At 48.4% G+C, this 15780-nt stretch carries 9 protein-coding genes; all 9 read left to right on the top strand.

Annotation, left to right across the window (positions count from 1 at the left end):
• Positions 1-312 precede the first annotated feature (312 nt).
• The 9 genes from BMZ54_RS15250 (at position 313) to BMZ54_RS15290 (ending at position 15767) form a co-directional block, all read left to right on the top strand.
• Positions 313-1512 carry a GH36-type glycosyl hydrolase domain-containing protein gene (locus tag BMZ54_RS15250; protein ID WP_238386590.1) on the top strand — a complete coding sequence of 400 codons (1200 nt, stop codon included), beginning with the start codon at positions 313-315 and terminating at the stop codon, positions 1510-1512.
• Positions 1513-1904: 392 nt separating this feature from the next.
• Entirely contained in the window at positions 1905-4976 is a 3072-nt protein-coding gene (locus tag BMZ54_RS15255) for a SusC/RagA family TonB-linked outer membrane protein (protein ID WP_089913184.1), read from the top strand.
• Positions 4977-5040: 64 nt separating this feature from the next.
• Entirely contained in the window at positions 5041-6546 is a 1506-nt protein-coding gene (locus BMZ54_RS15260) for a RagB/SusD family nutrient uptake outer membrane protein (RefSeq protein ID WP_089913187.1), read from the top strand.
• 155 nt (positions 6547-6701) lie between these two features.
• Complete coding sequence (locus BMZ54_RS15265) at positions 6702-9584, top strand: glycoside hydrolase family 38 N-terminal domain-containing protein (protein WP_089913190.1); 2883 nt, start codon at positions 6702-6704, stop codon at positions 9582-9584.
• Between the two features lie 25 nt (positions 9585-9609).
• On the top strand, positions 9610-11457 hold the full coding sequence (locus BMZ54_RS15270) for a class I mannose-6-phosphate isomerase (RefSeq protein ID WP_089913193.1): 1848 nt from the start codon (positions 9610-9612) through the stop codon (positions 11455-11457).
• Entirely contained in the window at positions 11454-12743 is a 1290-nt protein-coding gene (locus BMZ54_RS15275) for an MFS transporter (RefSeq protein WP_089913196.1), read from the top strand. Before BMZ54_RS15270 ends, BMZ54_RS15275 begins: the two co-directional genes overlap by 4 nt.
• Entirely contained in the window at positions 12722-13603 is an 882-nt protein-coding gene (locus BMZ54_RS15280) for an ROK family protein (RefSeq protein ID WP_162277553.1), read from the top strand. The genes BMZ54_RS15275 and BMZ54_RS15280 overlap by 22 nt, the downstream gene beginning before the upstream one ends.
• A 155-nt stretch (positions 13604-13758) precedes the next feature.
• Entirely contained in the window at positions 13759-14628 is an 870-nt protein-coding gene (locus BMZ54_RS15285) for an ankyrin repeat domain-containing protein (protein ID WP_089913203.1), read from the top strand.
• Positions 14629-14696: 68 nt separating this feature from the next.
• Positions 14697-15767: a winged helix DNA-binding domain-containing protein gene (locus tag BMZ54_RS15290; RefSeq protein ID WP_089913206.1), complete on the top strand. Its 1071-nt coding sequence runs from the start codon at positions 14697-14699 to the stop codon at positions 15765-15767.
• The last annotated feature ends 13 nt before the right edge of the window (positions 15768-15780 follow it).

Raw genomic sequence — 15780 nt, forward strand, 5'->3', positions numbered from 1 at the left:
TATGAAAAGTATGATGGTATGTATGATCAAAGTTAAGGGAAACAGAAGGAATATGAATCAACTAATATGGCCAGCTAACACCTAAAATACTGACAATCAAATTTATAAATACTAAATAACATTATTTAACTTATTTTTAAGAATTCTTGCAAAAGTTAATTTATGTTTATATGTTTGTACATAATTAAAGGGGCCATGCACATGAGGCGCATCTTTACGATTCCCGTTATAACCATATTTTTTTTCTCTTTTTTGCTAAATGGTTTTACTGGGTTTACACAGAGCAGGAACAATACTTTAGCCACGTCCATTTTGGCCGATAGCCGCTTAGATACGATCCAGGCAAGAGCACTACATTTACTTACCGGGTTTGCTGCAGGCACTTCCTATGGGGAAGTATGGATCCGCGATTTCAATACCTTCATTAAAGGATCATTACAGGTACATCCAAAAGAAAAAGTAAAGGAAATGCTGCTGCTGTTCTTTAAAATGCAGGGCAGCGATGGTAATATAGTAGACGGCGTAATTGATGCCCGCAAAGCCAACGGCGGTTATCAATACAGGTATTCAAAACTGGCGCCCGGATGGGCAGCGCATAAGAACACAGTAGAAACGGACCAGGAATCATCCCTGGTGCAGGCTGTTAGAAAATATATTGACGCTACCGGCGACCATTCCATCCTGCAGGAAAAAATAGGCGACAGCACCGTATTGCAGCGTATGGAAGCAGCTTTCAGCTACCTGCTGAAAGAAAGGTACTCCGCTAAATATGGCCTTATCACCGGCGCCACCACCATTGACTGGGGAGATGTGCAGCCTGAAACCGGCTGGGGTGTAGCCATTAACAACAAAACAAAATGGAGCATTGATATTTACGACAATGCCATGTTCGTAATAGCTATACAGGATTTCCTGGCCATGCAGCCAAAAGAGTACCAGGCATCCAAAGACTGGAAAAAGATCGCCGCAGATATCCGCCAGCATGTACGCATGCACCTGTGGCAGGCCGGTAAACAAAAATATATTCCACACCTGTACCTGAACAGCAGTCCGTTCTCAAACGCATTTAACGAGCAGGAGATCTTATATACCGGCGGCACTACCTGTGCTATACTCGCCGGCTTTCATGATCATGCAGAAATTGCAGCCATCAACAAACAAATGGTAGCAGCTGCAGCCAAAGAAAAATATGCCACTATTGGTATTACAGTATACCCGCCCTACCCGGCCACGGAATTTCCGAACATGAAACCTTACGTGTATCAGAATGCCGGTGACTGGACCTGGTTTGGCGGCCGCATGATACAGGCGCTTATTGCCAATGGATTTATAGAGGAAGCCACCACTGAGCTGGATCCCATCCTGGAAAGAGCTTTAAAGTATAAAGGCTTTTATGAGTGGTATGATGTGCAAACCGGTGAACCAAAGGGGTCAAAAGATTTTAGAGGGGAGGCAGGTGTTTTGTTCGATGCTATTACATTATTGAAACAATGGGCAGTACAGCATAAATAAGCTTTCCTGCTTTATAGACTGTTAAAGGATTAAACTTGTTATTTAAGTGTCTCGTTAGGTATTGGAGCATCACGTTAGGTATTAAAGTCGGAAACTGTTGAACGTTATTCTTAGATCAATCGCGTCATCGCGTCATCTCGTAACTGAAATTAAATTTTTAGAAACCAAAGCTTAAACCAAAGTAACAGCTATTCATAAACCAGATCAGGTGATCTATTGGTAAAACCAATAGTTGTTACAGTCGTAAACTGTTGAACATTATTCTTTAACCAAATTCCGTCATCACATAATTCAATTTAGAAACCAGAGTTAGAAACCAGGCTAAAAATCAAAGTAACATCTATTCGTAAACCATTTACAAGCAATCTATTCGTAAAACCAAAATACCTGTTATGAAAAGAAAGTTTATCTATTATGCCATTGCATGCATGCTGCTCTCCATAAATGCAATGGCCCAGCTTAAGGTAAGCGGGCGGGTTACCAATGCCAGCGATAAAACGCCATTGCCGAATGTAACCATACAGATAAAAGGTACCAGCAACGGTACTATTACCAGTGAAAGCGGCACTTTTACCATACAGGTACCTGATGCCAGCTCCGTATTAATTTTCTCTTTTACGGGCTTTACCAGCAAAGAAGTAACCGTAGGTAATCAAACCAACATCAGCGTTGCGCTGGAAGAATCAGCCAGCCAGCTGAATGATATTGTGGTGATCGGTTACGGCTCCGCCAAAAAATCCGACCTTACCGGTTCCGTAGCTTCCGTAAAGGCAGAACAGCTGATGGACAGACCCGTGCCCAACGTATCACAGGCCCTGCAGGGTAAAGTAGCTGGTGTGGATGTAAATATCAACAGCAGCGCTCCCGGCCAGGTAGCGAAGGTGCGGATCCGCGGTATTGGCTCCATTAACTCTAACATTGATCCGCTGTATGTGGTGGATGGGGTAATTGGCGTGGATGCAAATGCCCTGAACCCCAGCGACATTGCTTCCATTGAAGTGCTGAAAGATGCATCTTCCACCGCTATCTTCGGCGCACGTGGTGCAAATGGCGTGATCATCGTGAGCACCAAACGTGGTGTACGCGGCCAAACCCGTGTAAGCTATGAAGGCAATGTGAACGTAAGTGAGCTCTATCGTCACCTGCCTACACTGAACTCAGATGAATTTGTGAAAACATATAACCTGGCTTTTGCCAATGCTACCAAATTCGATCCTGATCATGGTACCTGGGCGCCGGACAAAGCCCTGAATCACACTAACTTTCCCCTGCTGTTTGATGCAAATGACAAACCGTTGTACAACACCAACTGGGAAAAAGAAGTGTATAAACCGGCTATATCCCACAGCCATTACATTAATGTACAGGGCGGTAGTGAAAAGTCTTTATTCAGCTTATCAGCGGGTTACCTGGATCAGGATGGTCTGATGACAGAATCCTGGTTCAAACGTTATTCTACCCGTTTAACCTTTGATAACGATGTGAACAAATGGCTGAGCGTAGGTGGTAACGTTTCCGTTATTTCCAGCAAACAACGTGTGGTATCTGAGAGTAACGGCGCGTTGAACGTACCCCGCATGGTAAGTGAAGAAGTGCCCATTTTACCGGTAAAGTATCCTGATGGCAGCTGGGCAGGCAACAACGACATTGCCGGCCTGGAAGGCGGTCCTAACCCGGTACACATTGCACAGAACAGGTATACACTCAACAACAACCTGCAAGCTATCGGCGATGCTTACCTGAACTTTCATATCACCAAAGACCTGGATTTTAAAACAGACTTTGGTTATAACCTGAATTCTACCAAGGCTAACTACTTCTCTGCAGCCGATCTGCCTCACCTGTCAGCAGACCAGGGCGGTGTTGCCACCATTACCAACAATACCAACACTTACTGGCAGTCAGAAAACTATCTGACCTGGAATAAAAAGATCAACGAACGCCAACGCATGACCGCCCTGGTAGGTATCTCTTTCCAGCGGTATAACAACGAAAATTTCAATACAGAAGAACAGAACTTCATCAGTGACTTCTTCCAGTACCATAACTTGGGTGCAGGTTCTGTACGCCAGACCATTGGTTCCGGCGATTATCAGTGGTCCATGAACTCTTACTTTGCGCGTGTTACCTATAACATTAACGAAAAGTATCTGTTCACCGCAACCGGCAGGTATGATGGTTCTTCCCGTTTTGGTGAGAACAACAAGTACGCGTTCTTCCCGTCAGTAGGCGCCGGCTGGAACATCAGCCAGGAAGAGTTCATGAAAAAGGCAAGCTGGATAGATCTGCTGAAACTGCGCGCCAGCTACGGTATTTCCGGTAACCAGGAAATTGGCCAGTACCTTTCACAGCCTCAGATCGTAGCTGATAACACTCCGCTTGGAGGTGCCAACGCATCCATTCTGCTGCCCGGTTACATTGGTAACCCGGACCTGAAATGGGAACGCTCGCTGCAGTTTGATGCCGGTTTGGAATTTGCCATCTTTAACGGCCGCATTAACCTGAACCTGGACTACTACCGCCGTACTACCAAAGATCTGCTGCTGCAGGCGCCCATTCCCTGGTCTGCCGGTATGCGCACTGCCAACGTTTACCAGAACGTAGGTTCCGTACGTAACAGTGGTATAGAAGTGAACCTGCAAACGGTGAACGTTAAAAGCAAGAACTTAACCTGGACTACCAACTTCATCTTCACCTCCAACAAGAACGAGATCCTGAACCTGAACCGTGGTAATGCAGACATTTTCCCTGGTCCTAACTTCCTGGGCCAAACCAACGTGTTGCGCGTAGGCCAGCCTATCGGCTCCTTCTATGGTATGACCCGCCTGGGTACTTACAGCACCGACGAAGCAGCTGAAGCAGCACAACACAGCCTGCTGCCCGGCGACCGTAAGTATATTTATAATGCAGACGGTACACCGTACTACAGCATCATAGGCCGCGCCTATCCGAAATGGACCGGTATGTTCAGCAGTACCCTGAAATACAAGAACTGGGATTTCTCCTTTGACATTCGTATCGTAGAAGGCGTAAATGCTGCCGCTACTTTCAAACACTCTACAGAAGACCGTCAAACGCTGGCCAACAGCCTGAAGACTGTACTGGATGCCTGGACGCCTGAACACCAGAACACTATGATCGCACAGGTACGCAGCTATAAATTCACTCAGGATTCTCACTTTGATACCTGGTGGGTTGAGGATGCTTCTTTCATCCGCGGCCAGAACTTTACGCTGGGCTACAACTTCCCCGAATCTATGTTCGGCCGTACGAAGATCAACCGCTTACGCGTATACGCCAGTGTACAGAACCTGTTCGTGATCACAGACTACAGCGGTTATGATCCGGAAGTTGAAACCTTTAACACTACTTACGGCTCTAACAGTGCGTTTTCACAAAACCTGGATTTCTTCTCCTACCCCCGTCCCCGCGTGTGGAACCTGGGTGTATCACTGGGCTTTTAACAGCTAAGTGAAACGGATGTAATGATGTTCCTTAAAACCAAGTGAAAACAAAAACTTAAGAAAAATGAAAACAGTAAAAAATATATTATTAGCGGCGCTGGTGCTAACGAGCTTTTCCTGTAAAAAGTTCCTGGAAGAAAAGCCCACCGGTTTTATTAAACCCGGCACCCCGCTTTCCGGCACTAAAGTGGCCCATGCATTTGCCAATGGCTGCTACGAAGATCTGCAAGGCTTCCTGGCCGGACAAGACGGCTCTTACGGCGGCAATACTTATAACCTGATGGAGTTTATGACCGGTAAGGCCAACAGTGACCTGGGACAAACCGGCTTTGTGACCTTCCAGAACCTGAGCTATGGTACTACCTCCTTTTACGTGGACACCTGGTGGAGACGCCTGTACCAGGGTGTAGGCGCCTGCAACTCTGCGCTGGAAAACCTGCCCAATGTTACCAATGTACCGGATGCGGATAAAACCAATATGCTGGCAGAAGCCCATGCACTGCGCGCTTTATACTACTTCTGGCTGGTACGCATGTACGGCGCTGTGCCCATGGTAACCAGCGTAGCTAAAACTGCCGATGAAACCTATGTTCCCCGCACACCGGCAAAGGATATTTATGATAAGATCATTATTCCTGATCTGCTGGAAGCTGAAAAATCAACACTTCCCTGGTCTGACAATACCGGTCACATATCCATGGCTGCTGTTCAATCCATCATGGCTGATGTGTACCTGACTTACGCAGGCGCAGCTATTAACGGTGGCGCTACCAATTATGCAGAAGCTGCCAAACATGCCAAGCTGGCTATTGACAACGGCGGTGCTTCCCTGTTCACTGAATACAGGGACATGGTTAACCCGGCAAATAAGAACAAGGGAGAATTTATTTTCCAGGTACAGTATGATGCCAGCATACCATCTAACAACCCGCTGACACCGCTGCTTATTCCGAACTACTCAGGTATCTCCCAATACTCAGATGAATATGGTTCCGTGTATCCCACCAACCAGTTCATTGCATCTTTCCCTGCGGGCGATAAGCGCGTACAGGAGCGTCAGTTCTTCTTTACAAAGTATAAAAGCAAGAGCGGTACAGATACCATCACGTTCCGCCATCCTTACATTTACAAATACTTTGATTCATCTGCAGTAGTTAACACTGCCAAGTCAAACCTGAACTATACGCTGTACCGCCTGGCCGATGTGTATCTGATGTATGCAGAAGCATCTAACCGTGCAGAAGGCGGGCCTAATGCCGATGCCATTAAGTACGTAAATGCTATCCGTGCACGCGCAAAACTGGCGCCCATTGGTGCTTTAGGACAGGCTGCCTTTGAGCAGGAAGTATGGCTGCAGCGTTATTATGAGCTGTGCTTTGAGAACAAGATGTGGTTTGATATGATACGCACGCGCAAAGTACATAACGATGTTACCGGCGCATGGGATAATTTTGTTGGACACAAAACTGTATTCAACGCTACGTTTGGAGAAAAGCAATTACTGTTCCCGCTTCCCAAACAGGAAACGGATGTGAACCCTGCTATTTTGCCTAACAATCCTGGCTTCTAATATTGTTCATACAAAGTGTAAAAAGCCCACCGGAATCCGGTGGGCTTTTTTGTTTTCGTCACTTATCTATTTCTGCTGAAAATCCCTATAAATAAAGAATTTTAGTTGGAGAAGTGCAAATATGTATATATGTTTGTACATATTGAACTGCATGTATGAAACCAAGACTGTTTAACCTGGTTGCGCTCATCTTTTTATGCGGTACTACCGCTTATGCGCAGCAACAATCCTCCTTTACTTCTGTTGCCTTACAGCCCACTACTGCTTACCTGCAGCATAATGGCAAAGCATGCAGAATGGTGCGGCTGGTATTTCACGGCGGTCTTAGTTATACAGGCGGGCAGCTGTATATTTCATTTAACGGCTTGCAGGACAGCCTGCCCATAGCCGCTGCAGCAGCAGGTTTGAAAGATTATGAAATTCCTTTACCCGGCACGCCAGTTACAAAGGATGAGCAGGTGTATGTATGTTATACTTCCGGTGGACAGCAGTACACCGCCCGCTGCATAGTATCGCCTGCACGTACAGACTGGAAGGTATATGTAATGCCGCACTCCCATGTAGATGTTGGTTATACCAATGTGCAGTCAAAAGTGCTGGCCATTCACATGAATAACATTGATGAAGCTATTAAGATAGCAGAACGTTCTGCCGCTTATCCCGCAGAAGCGCGTTTTAAATGGAATACGGAAGCCATTTGGGTGGTGGAGCATTACCTGGCTTTATCTGACGAAGCAAAACAGCGCCGCTTCTGGGATGCTGTTAAAAAGGGATGGATCAACCTGGACGGCGGTTATGGCAACATTAACACCAGCGCCACCAGCGCCGCGCAGCTCATGCATATGTTCTACACCGGCGTTCGTTTGGGTAAGGAGCATGGCATAACCGTTAACTCCATGTTCCAGGGCGACGTACCCGGCGCTTCCTGGGGCCTGGCTGCACAATCGGATATTACCGGTGTACATTATTTCCTGAGCGCGCCCAATGCATCGGACCGTATTGGCAGCGCAGACCAGTGGCGCGATAAACCTTTTTACTGGCAGTCGCCTTCCGGCGGGCAAAAGCTGCTGTTCTGGCAATCCTCCCCCTACTCCATCGGTTACCAGATCAAAGGCGATAAAATTCCTAACTTTTTCACGATAGAAGACCCCAAACCTCATTACACCGGCCACCCGGAAGAAAATTTCCTGGATCCTTTTTTGTTTGATTACCTGGCTAAGCTGGAGCAAAAAGGATTTCCCTACAACATGACCTTACTCACCTGGGCTATGAGCGATAATGCGCCCATTGACCCGGAGCTGCCGGAAGCGGTAAAAGCCTGGAATGAAAGGTATGCATCTCCCAAACTGATCATCACCTCTGCCAAACAATTCTTACAGGATTTTGAAAGCGCCAATAAAGATAAGATACCCCTGGTGGCCGGTGACTACACAGAGTTCTGGACAGATGGTATTGCATCTGCCGCACGGGAAACAGGCATTAACCGCAATGCCTCCGACCGTTTGCAGCAGGCCGGCGCCATCTGGGCATTACGGGCCAAACCCAATTACCCAGCCGCTGATTTTGATACGGCCTGGACCAACATCATTATGTTCAACGAGCATACCTGGGGCGCCTACAACAGCGTTTCGCATCCGGAGGATCCCAAGGTTATATCCCAATGGGATTACAAAAAGGCATTTGCATTAAATGGAGCCGCTCAAACCAATGCGCTGCTTACTAAAAGTGAGGCAGGCGAAGCCACCGCTACCAGTGCGGTAGATGTGTTCAATACGCTTTCACAGCGCCGCACAGAACTGGTAGTGGTGCCTGCCTCACTTAGCAGCGCAGGCGACCTGGTAAAGGATCATAAAGGCAACAAAATACCTTCCCAGCGCCTCAGCAGCGGGGAGCTGGCTTTCCGGGTACAGGATATACCGCCTTTTTCCAAACAGCGTTTCACCATTCAAAAAGGAGACGCCTATATAACGGACAAGGCTACTGTAAAAGGCAACACCTTACAGAATGGTATTTATACCATTACCCTGGATGAAAAGACCGGCAACATTACCCGCCTGCAAAAGAAAGGCAGCACGATAAACCTGGCCGATTCTGCAGGACTGAACCAATACACCTACCTGCCCGGCGACTCTGCTGAGAAGATACAATACGCCGCCAATGCGCGCATACAGGTAAAAGAAAAAGGCCCGCTGGTGGTAAGCCTGCTGGTAAATGCCACAGCGCCCGGTACTAATGGGCTGCAGCAGGAAATTAAGCTGGTAGCAGGTATAGACCGTGTAGAGCTGATTAACACTATTGATAAACAAGCCATTGGCGACAAGGAAAGCGTACACTTTGTATTTCCTTTCCACGTGCCCGGTGCACAGGTACGCTACAGCATTCCCTGGGGCAGCATTACAGCAGAAGCAGACCAGCTGCCCTGGACTAACCGTAACTGGTATACGCAGCAGCGCTGGGTAGATGTATCCAATAAAGACATGGGCGTTACCTGGAGCAGCCCGGATGCGCCCCTGTTTGAAATAGGCCGCTACCCTACCGCCGGTTTAATAGGTGGGCTGCACTTCTCCCCGTTATGGCGCTCCTTTACGGAGCAGCAGCCGGTTATTGCATCATGGGTAATGAACAACTTATGGCATACCAACTTCCGCCGCGATCAGCAAGGTCCGGCCACTTTCCGCTATTACCTGCAGGTGCACAAAGCCTATGATGTAGTAGCCGCCAATCAATACGGCCTGGCCAACCACCAGCCGCTGGTAGCTACAGCAGCCACGGGCGCTATGGAAGAATCATTGTTCTTCAGCATAAATGCTCCCACTGTTTATGTTGAGAATATAAGCCCTGCCCGCGATGGTAAAGGCGTGCTGCTGCAGCTGGTAAATGCCGCTGCCACACCAGCACAGGTAAGCCTGCAGCCAAAGGACCATAGCGGATTAAACATTCACCAAAGCAATCTGCTGGAAGAAGACGGCAACGAATTAGGCAGCACATTTACCATGCCCGCCAAAGGAATTATGATGATACGCGTAACAACCCGATAAAAGAAAACTGACAGGTACTACACTCATGGATACAACAACACAGGGGCCGCTTATGAACAGCGGCCGGGAAAAGCAGCTGGAATGGAGAGAAAGCTCGCAACCCTTATTGCCACTACATAACCACAGGCAGCCCGCTAACGGTTATAATATTTACCCAACACATGCGCTGGGTACCGGAAAAATATTTACCGGCTATGCCACACTGGCTGCCTGGATAGCTACACAGCCTATAGTGCTGATAGATGGCTATACCGGCATTTGCTGGGATACCGTACAACAGTCATTAGACCAGGAGCTGCAACAGCAGGGCCTGCGCGTAAAATGGCATTATACCGTACCATTGCTGAAACCAGCGCAGGAGGTACAGCAGTTAGTAGCGCCTTTTATTGGCGAAGAAGGGGATGTTTGGGGCACAAGAACCACGCTTACATTAACAGACTTCTTTCAGCCCGGCGCGCTGAATACCCTGCAGTTTGATACCAGCGCTATTCACATTGTGATAGGTACCGGCGCTGCATTAACACATACACTTGCCCCGGTAATTTATTTAGACCTTCCCAAGAACGAGCTGCAGTACCGCATGCGTGCCGGCGCCGCTACCAACCTGGGTAACACGCAGGTGGAAGCATACAATGAAATGTACAAACGCGCCTATTTTGTGGACTGGGTGGTGCTGAATAATTATAAACAATCCCTGGGCAAACGCATTACCATTATGACAGATACCCAGTGGCGCAACACGCTCAGCTGGATATTTAACACGGATCTGCAGGCAGGCATTGACAGCTTAAGCCGCAATACCTTCCGCGTACGGCCCTGGTTTGAAGCCGGCGCCTGGGGCGGGCAATGGATGAAGGAACATATTCCCGGCCTGAACCGGGAGGAAACAAATTATGCCTGGTCTTTTGAAATGATTGTGCCGGAGAACGGAGTAATATTTGAAAGCGATAATAACCTGCTGGAAATTCCTTTTGAATGGCTGATGTTTTACCGGCATAACGCTATTTTAGGCAACCACGCCGACATTTTCCAATACGAGTTCCCCATCCGTTTTGATTTCCTGGATACATTTGACGGCGGTAACCTGTCCATACAATGTCACCCTTTCCTGCAATACATACGCGACAATTTTGGAGAGAACATTACGCAGGATGAAACCTATTACATACTGGATTGTAAGGACGATGCCGGTGTGTACCTGGGTTTTCAGCAGGGAATAAACCCCGCCGCTTTCCGTAACGCACTGGAAAACAGCCGGGATAATCAGCAGCCTATTAACATTACAGACTACGTGCAGCTGCACAAAGCTGCAAAGCACGACCTGTTCTTAATACCTAACGGCACCATACATAGTGCAGGTGCTAATAATCTGGTGTTGGAGATCAGCGCCACACCGTATATTTTTACGTTTAAAATGTATGACTGGTTAAGACCGGGCCTTGATGGCAAGCCCCGGTCCATCAGCATAGACCATGCATTCAACAACCTGGATTTCAGCAGACAGGGAGCTATTGTTACGCAGCAGTTACGGTCTGTACCCACCACTATTAAAGCGGGTACCGATTGGCAGATTGTGCACGTACCTACCCATGCTGTTCACTTTTATGACGTTCACCGTTTGGAGTTTGATACCACCATTACCGTACCTACCGGCAACTGCTGCCTGGTGCTGATGCTGGTAGAAGGTACTTCCATTAACGTAACCACTGCCGGCGGGCAAACAACGGTATACCATTATGCGGAAACTTTTGTAATACCTGCAGCAGCGGAGGTTTGCACCTTTACCAATAACGGCAGCCAACGCGCAAAAGTGGTACAGGCTTTTTTAAAACCGGAACACCCGATCTTTAACGATCTTATTTCAGGAAAATGACACGATCATCAACACATAACAACCTGGCGCTTACCACGCTCATAGCCTCCCTGGGCGGTTTCCTTTTTGGTTTTGATATGGCCGTGGTATCCGGCGTGCTGCCTTTTGTACAGCAGCAGTTTGACCTGTCGGCCGCACAGCAGGGCTGGTTTGTATCCTCTGCGCTGGCAGGCTGCATTATTGGGGTGATCTTTGCCAGTGACCTCAGCGACCGGCTGGGGCGTAAAAGGCTCATGCTGCTAGCAGCCTTATTATTCCTGTTTGCAGCTATTGGCTGCACCTTCATACCGGTATTTGCCTGGCTTATAATGGCGCGTATCTTTGGCGGCATGGCAGTGGGTATTGCTTCCAGCGTAGTGCCCTTATACCTGTCTGAAATAGCGCCGGACCACCAGCGCGGGCGGCTGGTTACTTTTTACCAGCTGGCTATTACCATCGGTATTTTTATTGCTTACCTGAGCAACGCCCTGTTATTACAATATGCATCAGAAGCAGGCGGGCTGGCCCTGTGGCGTAAAATGTTCGGCGTAGGTATTATACCTGCTATCCTGTTCCTGCTGGGCGTAACAATTATTCCTGAAAGCCCGCGCTGGTTGAAACAGCAGCAGGAAAGCGCTACAACAGCGGCACACACCAACAGCGGTTACGGGCAGCTTTTTGCGCCGGCTTACCGCCGTGCGCTGCTGATAGGCATCTTACTACCGCTATTCTCGCAGTTCAGCGGTATTAATGCTATTATTTATTACGGGCCCACCATCTTACACCAGGCCGGCATTACTATCAGCAACTCTTTATTAAGCCAGCTATTCTTTGGTGCAGCCAACGTTTTCTTTACGCTGTTTGCCATTTGGAAAGTAGATAGCTTAGGCAGAAGGCCCCTGTACCTGTGGGGTACTGCAGGTGCAGCCGTTAGCCTGGTATTAACGGGGATCTGTTTTTATACCGGCGCTACCACCGGCATTTACCTGCTGCTTTGCGTGCTGGCCTTCCTGGCTTTCTTTGCCTTTTCCATAGGCCCGCTGAAGTTTGTGATAGCCGCGGAAATATTCCCGGACCATATCCGCGCCAAAGCATTATCCTTCAGCATTATGGTTATGTGGGTAGCGGATACTATTGTGGGGCAGCTAACACCCATGCTTTTAAACGGCATCGGCACAGCGCCCACCTTCTGGTTCTTTGCGCTGTTTTGCGTACTGGCATTTATTACGGTTTATAAATTGGTTCCGGAAACCAAAGGACAATCCATAGAACAAATTCAGGCACATTGGAACAAAGTAATGCATTAAACAGCCGGCACCCGGTAGTGCTGGGAGCAGATATTGGCGGGTCGCACATTACCACCGCATTAATAGACCAGCAGTGCAGAACGCTGGTACCGGGCTCTTTTCACCGCGAGCAGGTAAATGCCCAGGGCACCGCACCGGAGATCATACAGGCATGGGGCAGGGTAATGCGCTTAAGCATGCAGGCCGCCGCGGGAGTGCAGCAGATAGGTATCGCCATGCCAGGCCCTTTTAAGTACGAAGAAGGTATTTCCCTTATTAAAGGTTTGCATAAATATGAGGCGTTATATGGGCTCAATGTAAAAGACCTGCTGGCGCAGGAGCTGCAGCTGCCTGCATCGCACATTAAAATGGCTAACGATGCACAGTGTTTTTTACAGGGCGAGTTATACAACGGGGCTGCCAAAGGCAGGCTGAATGCAATGGGTTTTACGCTGGGCACCGGCTTTGGATCGGCCATAGCGGAAAATGGCATTGTGCGGGATGCGGCTTTTTTTGATACGCCTTTCCTGGCATCCCGGGCAGAGGAATATTTCTGCGCCCGCTGGATCATGCAGCGGTACCGGGAGCTGAGCGGGCAAACCGCTAAAAATGTTAAGGCCATTGCGGATGTGGCACAAACAGAACCGGCCGTAGCGGCCCTGTTCCATGAATTTGGCGCTAACCTGGGTACCTTTATAGCTACTTTACAACCCGCACCGGAGCTGGTGGTGCTGGGCGGAAATATTGCGCAAACCTTTCCCTTATTTAAAACCGGCCTGCTGGAAAAAATGCAGGCATACAGTTTATCCACGTCATTTGTGCTCTCAGCGTTAGGCGAGCAAGCCTCCCTTTTTGGCGCTGCCGGAATGCTGCCTTCATAAGGCAGCATTCTACATTTTTTGTTGTGCACGAAAATTGTTACATTTCTACCGGATGGCTATAGTACCATCCGGTATTTTCATTTACAGCACATACGCCAACCAGATCTTTGCCAACGGACTGGATTAACGTTCACGTTCTTTATCAATCTTGTGTTATGGATAAGCCGGAAATTCCACATCCCCTATTCCGTGAGGCCATTGCGGCTATAGATGCAGGGGATACTACTGCGCTGGAACAATTACTGGCACAACATCCGGAAATAGTGAGCGAGCGGCTGGAAGTGCCTGCGGAGGGCTACTTTAAACAACCTTACCTGTTATGGTTCATTGCAGATAACCCCATACGCACCGGTACCCTGCCCAATAATATTACGGACATCGCTGCCGCTATTATACGCGCTATTCAGCGGCATGCGCCGGATACATTACAGCGGCAGCTCAATTATACCTTAAGCCTGGTAGCAACCGGCAACACGGTCCGCGAGTGCGGTGTACAGCTGCCATTGATGGATCTTTTACTAAATGCAGGCGCTGTTGCCAATGGTGCGCTAAGTGCATTAGCGCATGGCAATGTATCAGCAGCCAAACACCTGCTGGAACATGGGGAAGCCCTTACCCTGCCCGTGGCCGCCTGCCTGGGGATTGCCGGCAGCGTAGAACGGCTGGGGCCTGATGCCAGTAAGGAAATAAGGGAGGTGGCTTTAGCAGCTGCCGCCTATTACGGGCAAACAAACATTATTTCCCTTCTGCTGCAAATGGAGGTGGATGTAAACGCCTTTCCACATGCAAAATGCAGTTTCCACAGCCATGCTACTGCCCTGCACCAGGCAGTATCTTCCGGCTCGCTGGATACCGTAAAGATCTTAGTACGCGCCGGCGCCCGGCTGGATATTAAAGACAGGATATTCCAGGGTACGCCTTTAGACTGGGCAGAATATCTGCAAAACGAAGAGAACCACAATACCGGCATCACCAAACAACAATTTGCCCGCATTGCCAGTTACCTGCGTACTGCCGCCCAATAGTTTTGCTGCTGACATAGGGCTGTCAATCAGGAACCTTAGCTTTGCAATGAACAAACGTATACCGCTAAATGAAAACTACTGCCTTACTGGACCTGCGCCTGGCAAATCAACAGCTGTCAGCCCATAATTTTACAAAACCGGAGGAGGTAGTTGCATGGATGGGCGCCCTGCAGGCACAGGAATATGCACAGTCGCAATGGGCCATAGGCGTACGCCTGCCGGGTTTACAGGATGTGGATATAGAGCAGGCTATTGCGGAAAAACGGATCACCCGTACCTGGTGTGTAAGAGGCACATTGCATTTAGTGCATGCTGATGATGTGCACTGGATGTTATCCCTGCTGGCGCCGCGTATTATCAGCGGTGCCGCCACCCGTTATAAGAACCTGGAGCTGGATGAAAAAATCTTAAAAAAGACTCAAACTATTCTTTCCCGCACACTTAAAAATAAGAAGCCGCTTACGCGGGATGAGCTAACCGTTGTGTTCCACAAGGCAGGCATTGAAGCTAAGGGAGAACGTTTGACGCATATTCTTTACCGTGCGGCAATGGATCAGCTGATCTGTATAGGTCCGAAAAGGGGTAACAGCGGCACCTACACCCTGCTGCATGCACCAACCGTCAAACCTTTTAAAGACCGCCCTGCTGCAGTTGCAGAACTGGCAAAAAGATATTTTTTAAGCCATGGACCCGCTACTGTAAATGACTTTGTTTTATGGTCCGGCCTTCCCATTACAGAAGCCCGTGAAGGACTGGAAACTGTAAAACCGCTGCTTACTTCCTTTACGCTGCAACAAAAAGAATACTGGATGAACGCAAAACAACCGGCCACTCCAAAACCAGATCTGTACTGCTTACCGGGCTTTGATGAATATGTATTGGGCTATGAGGACCGAAGCCATTTTTTACCCACGCAGCACAAAAACCTGGTATATACAACCAACGGCATCTTTAATCCCGTGATCGTACATAAAGGAACCATCATTGCCACCTGGCAACGTACATTTAATAAAGACAATGTGATAGTAACATTAAAACCACTCCAACCTTTACCCGCCACCACCCTGAAAAAAATAACTACCGCATTACAACCCTACGCATCCTTCTGCAACAAAAAACTATCTATAAACGAACTATAAAAATCAAAAAGGG

The sequence above is a fragment of the Chitinophaga rupis genome (genome assembly GCF_900109685.1).
Classification (GTDB): Bacteria; Bacteroidota; Bacteroidia; order Chitinophagales; family Chitinophagaceae; genus Chitinophaga; species Chitinophaga rupis.

Bases quoted from the DNA above. Each gene is read 5' to 3' on its own strand.
- BMZ54_RS15290 (WP_089913206.1), top strand. From the start codon at position 14,697: ATGAAAACTACTGCCTTACTGGACCTGCGCCTGGCAAATCAACAGCTG.
- BMZ54_RS15265 (WP_089913190.1), top strand. From the start codon at position 6,702: ATGAAACCAAGACTGTTTAACCTGGTTGCGCTCATCTTTTTATGCGGT.
- BMZ54_RS15285 (WP_089913203.1), top strand. From the start codon at position 13,759: ATGGATAAGCCGGAAATTCCACATCCCCTATTCCGTGAGGCCATTGCG.
- BMZ54_RS15270 (WP_089913193.1), top strand. From the start codon at position 9,610: ATGGATACAACAACACAGGGGCCGCTTATGAACAGCGGCCGGGAAAAG.
- BMZ54_RS15275 (WP_089913196.1), top strand. From the start codon at position 11,454: ATGACACGATCATCAACACATAACAACCTGGCGCTTACCACGCTCATA.
- BMZ54_RS15260 (WP_089913187.1), top strand. From the start codon at position 5,041: ATGAAAACAGTAAAAAATATATTATTAGCGGCGCTGGTGCTAACGAGC.
- BMZ54_RS15255 (WP_089913184.1), top strand. From the start codon at position 1,905: ATGAAAAGAAAGTTTATCTATTATGCCATTGCATGCATGCTGCTCTCC.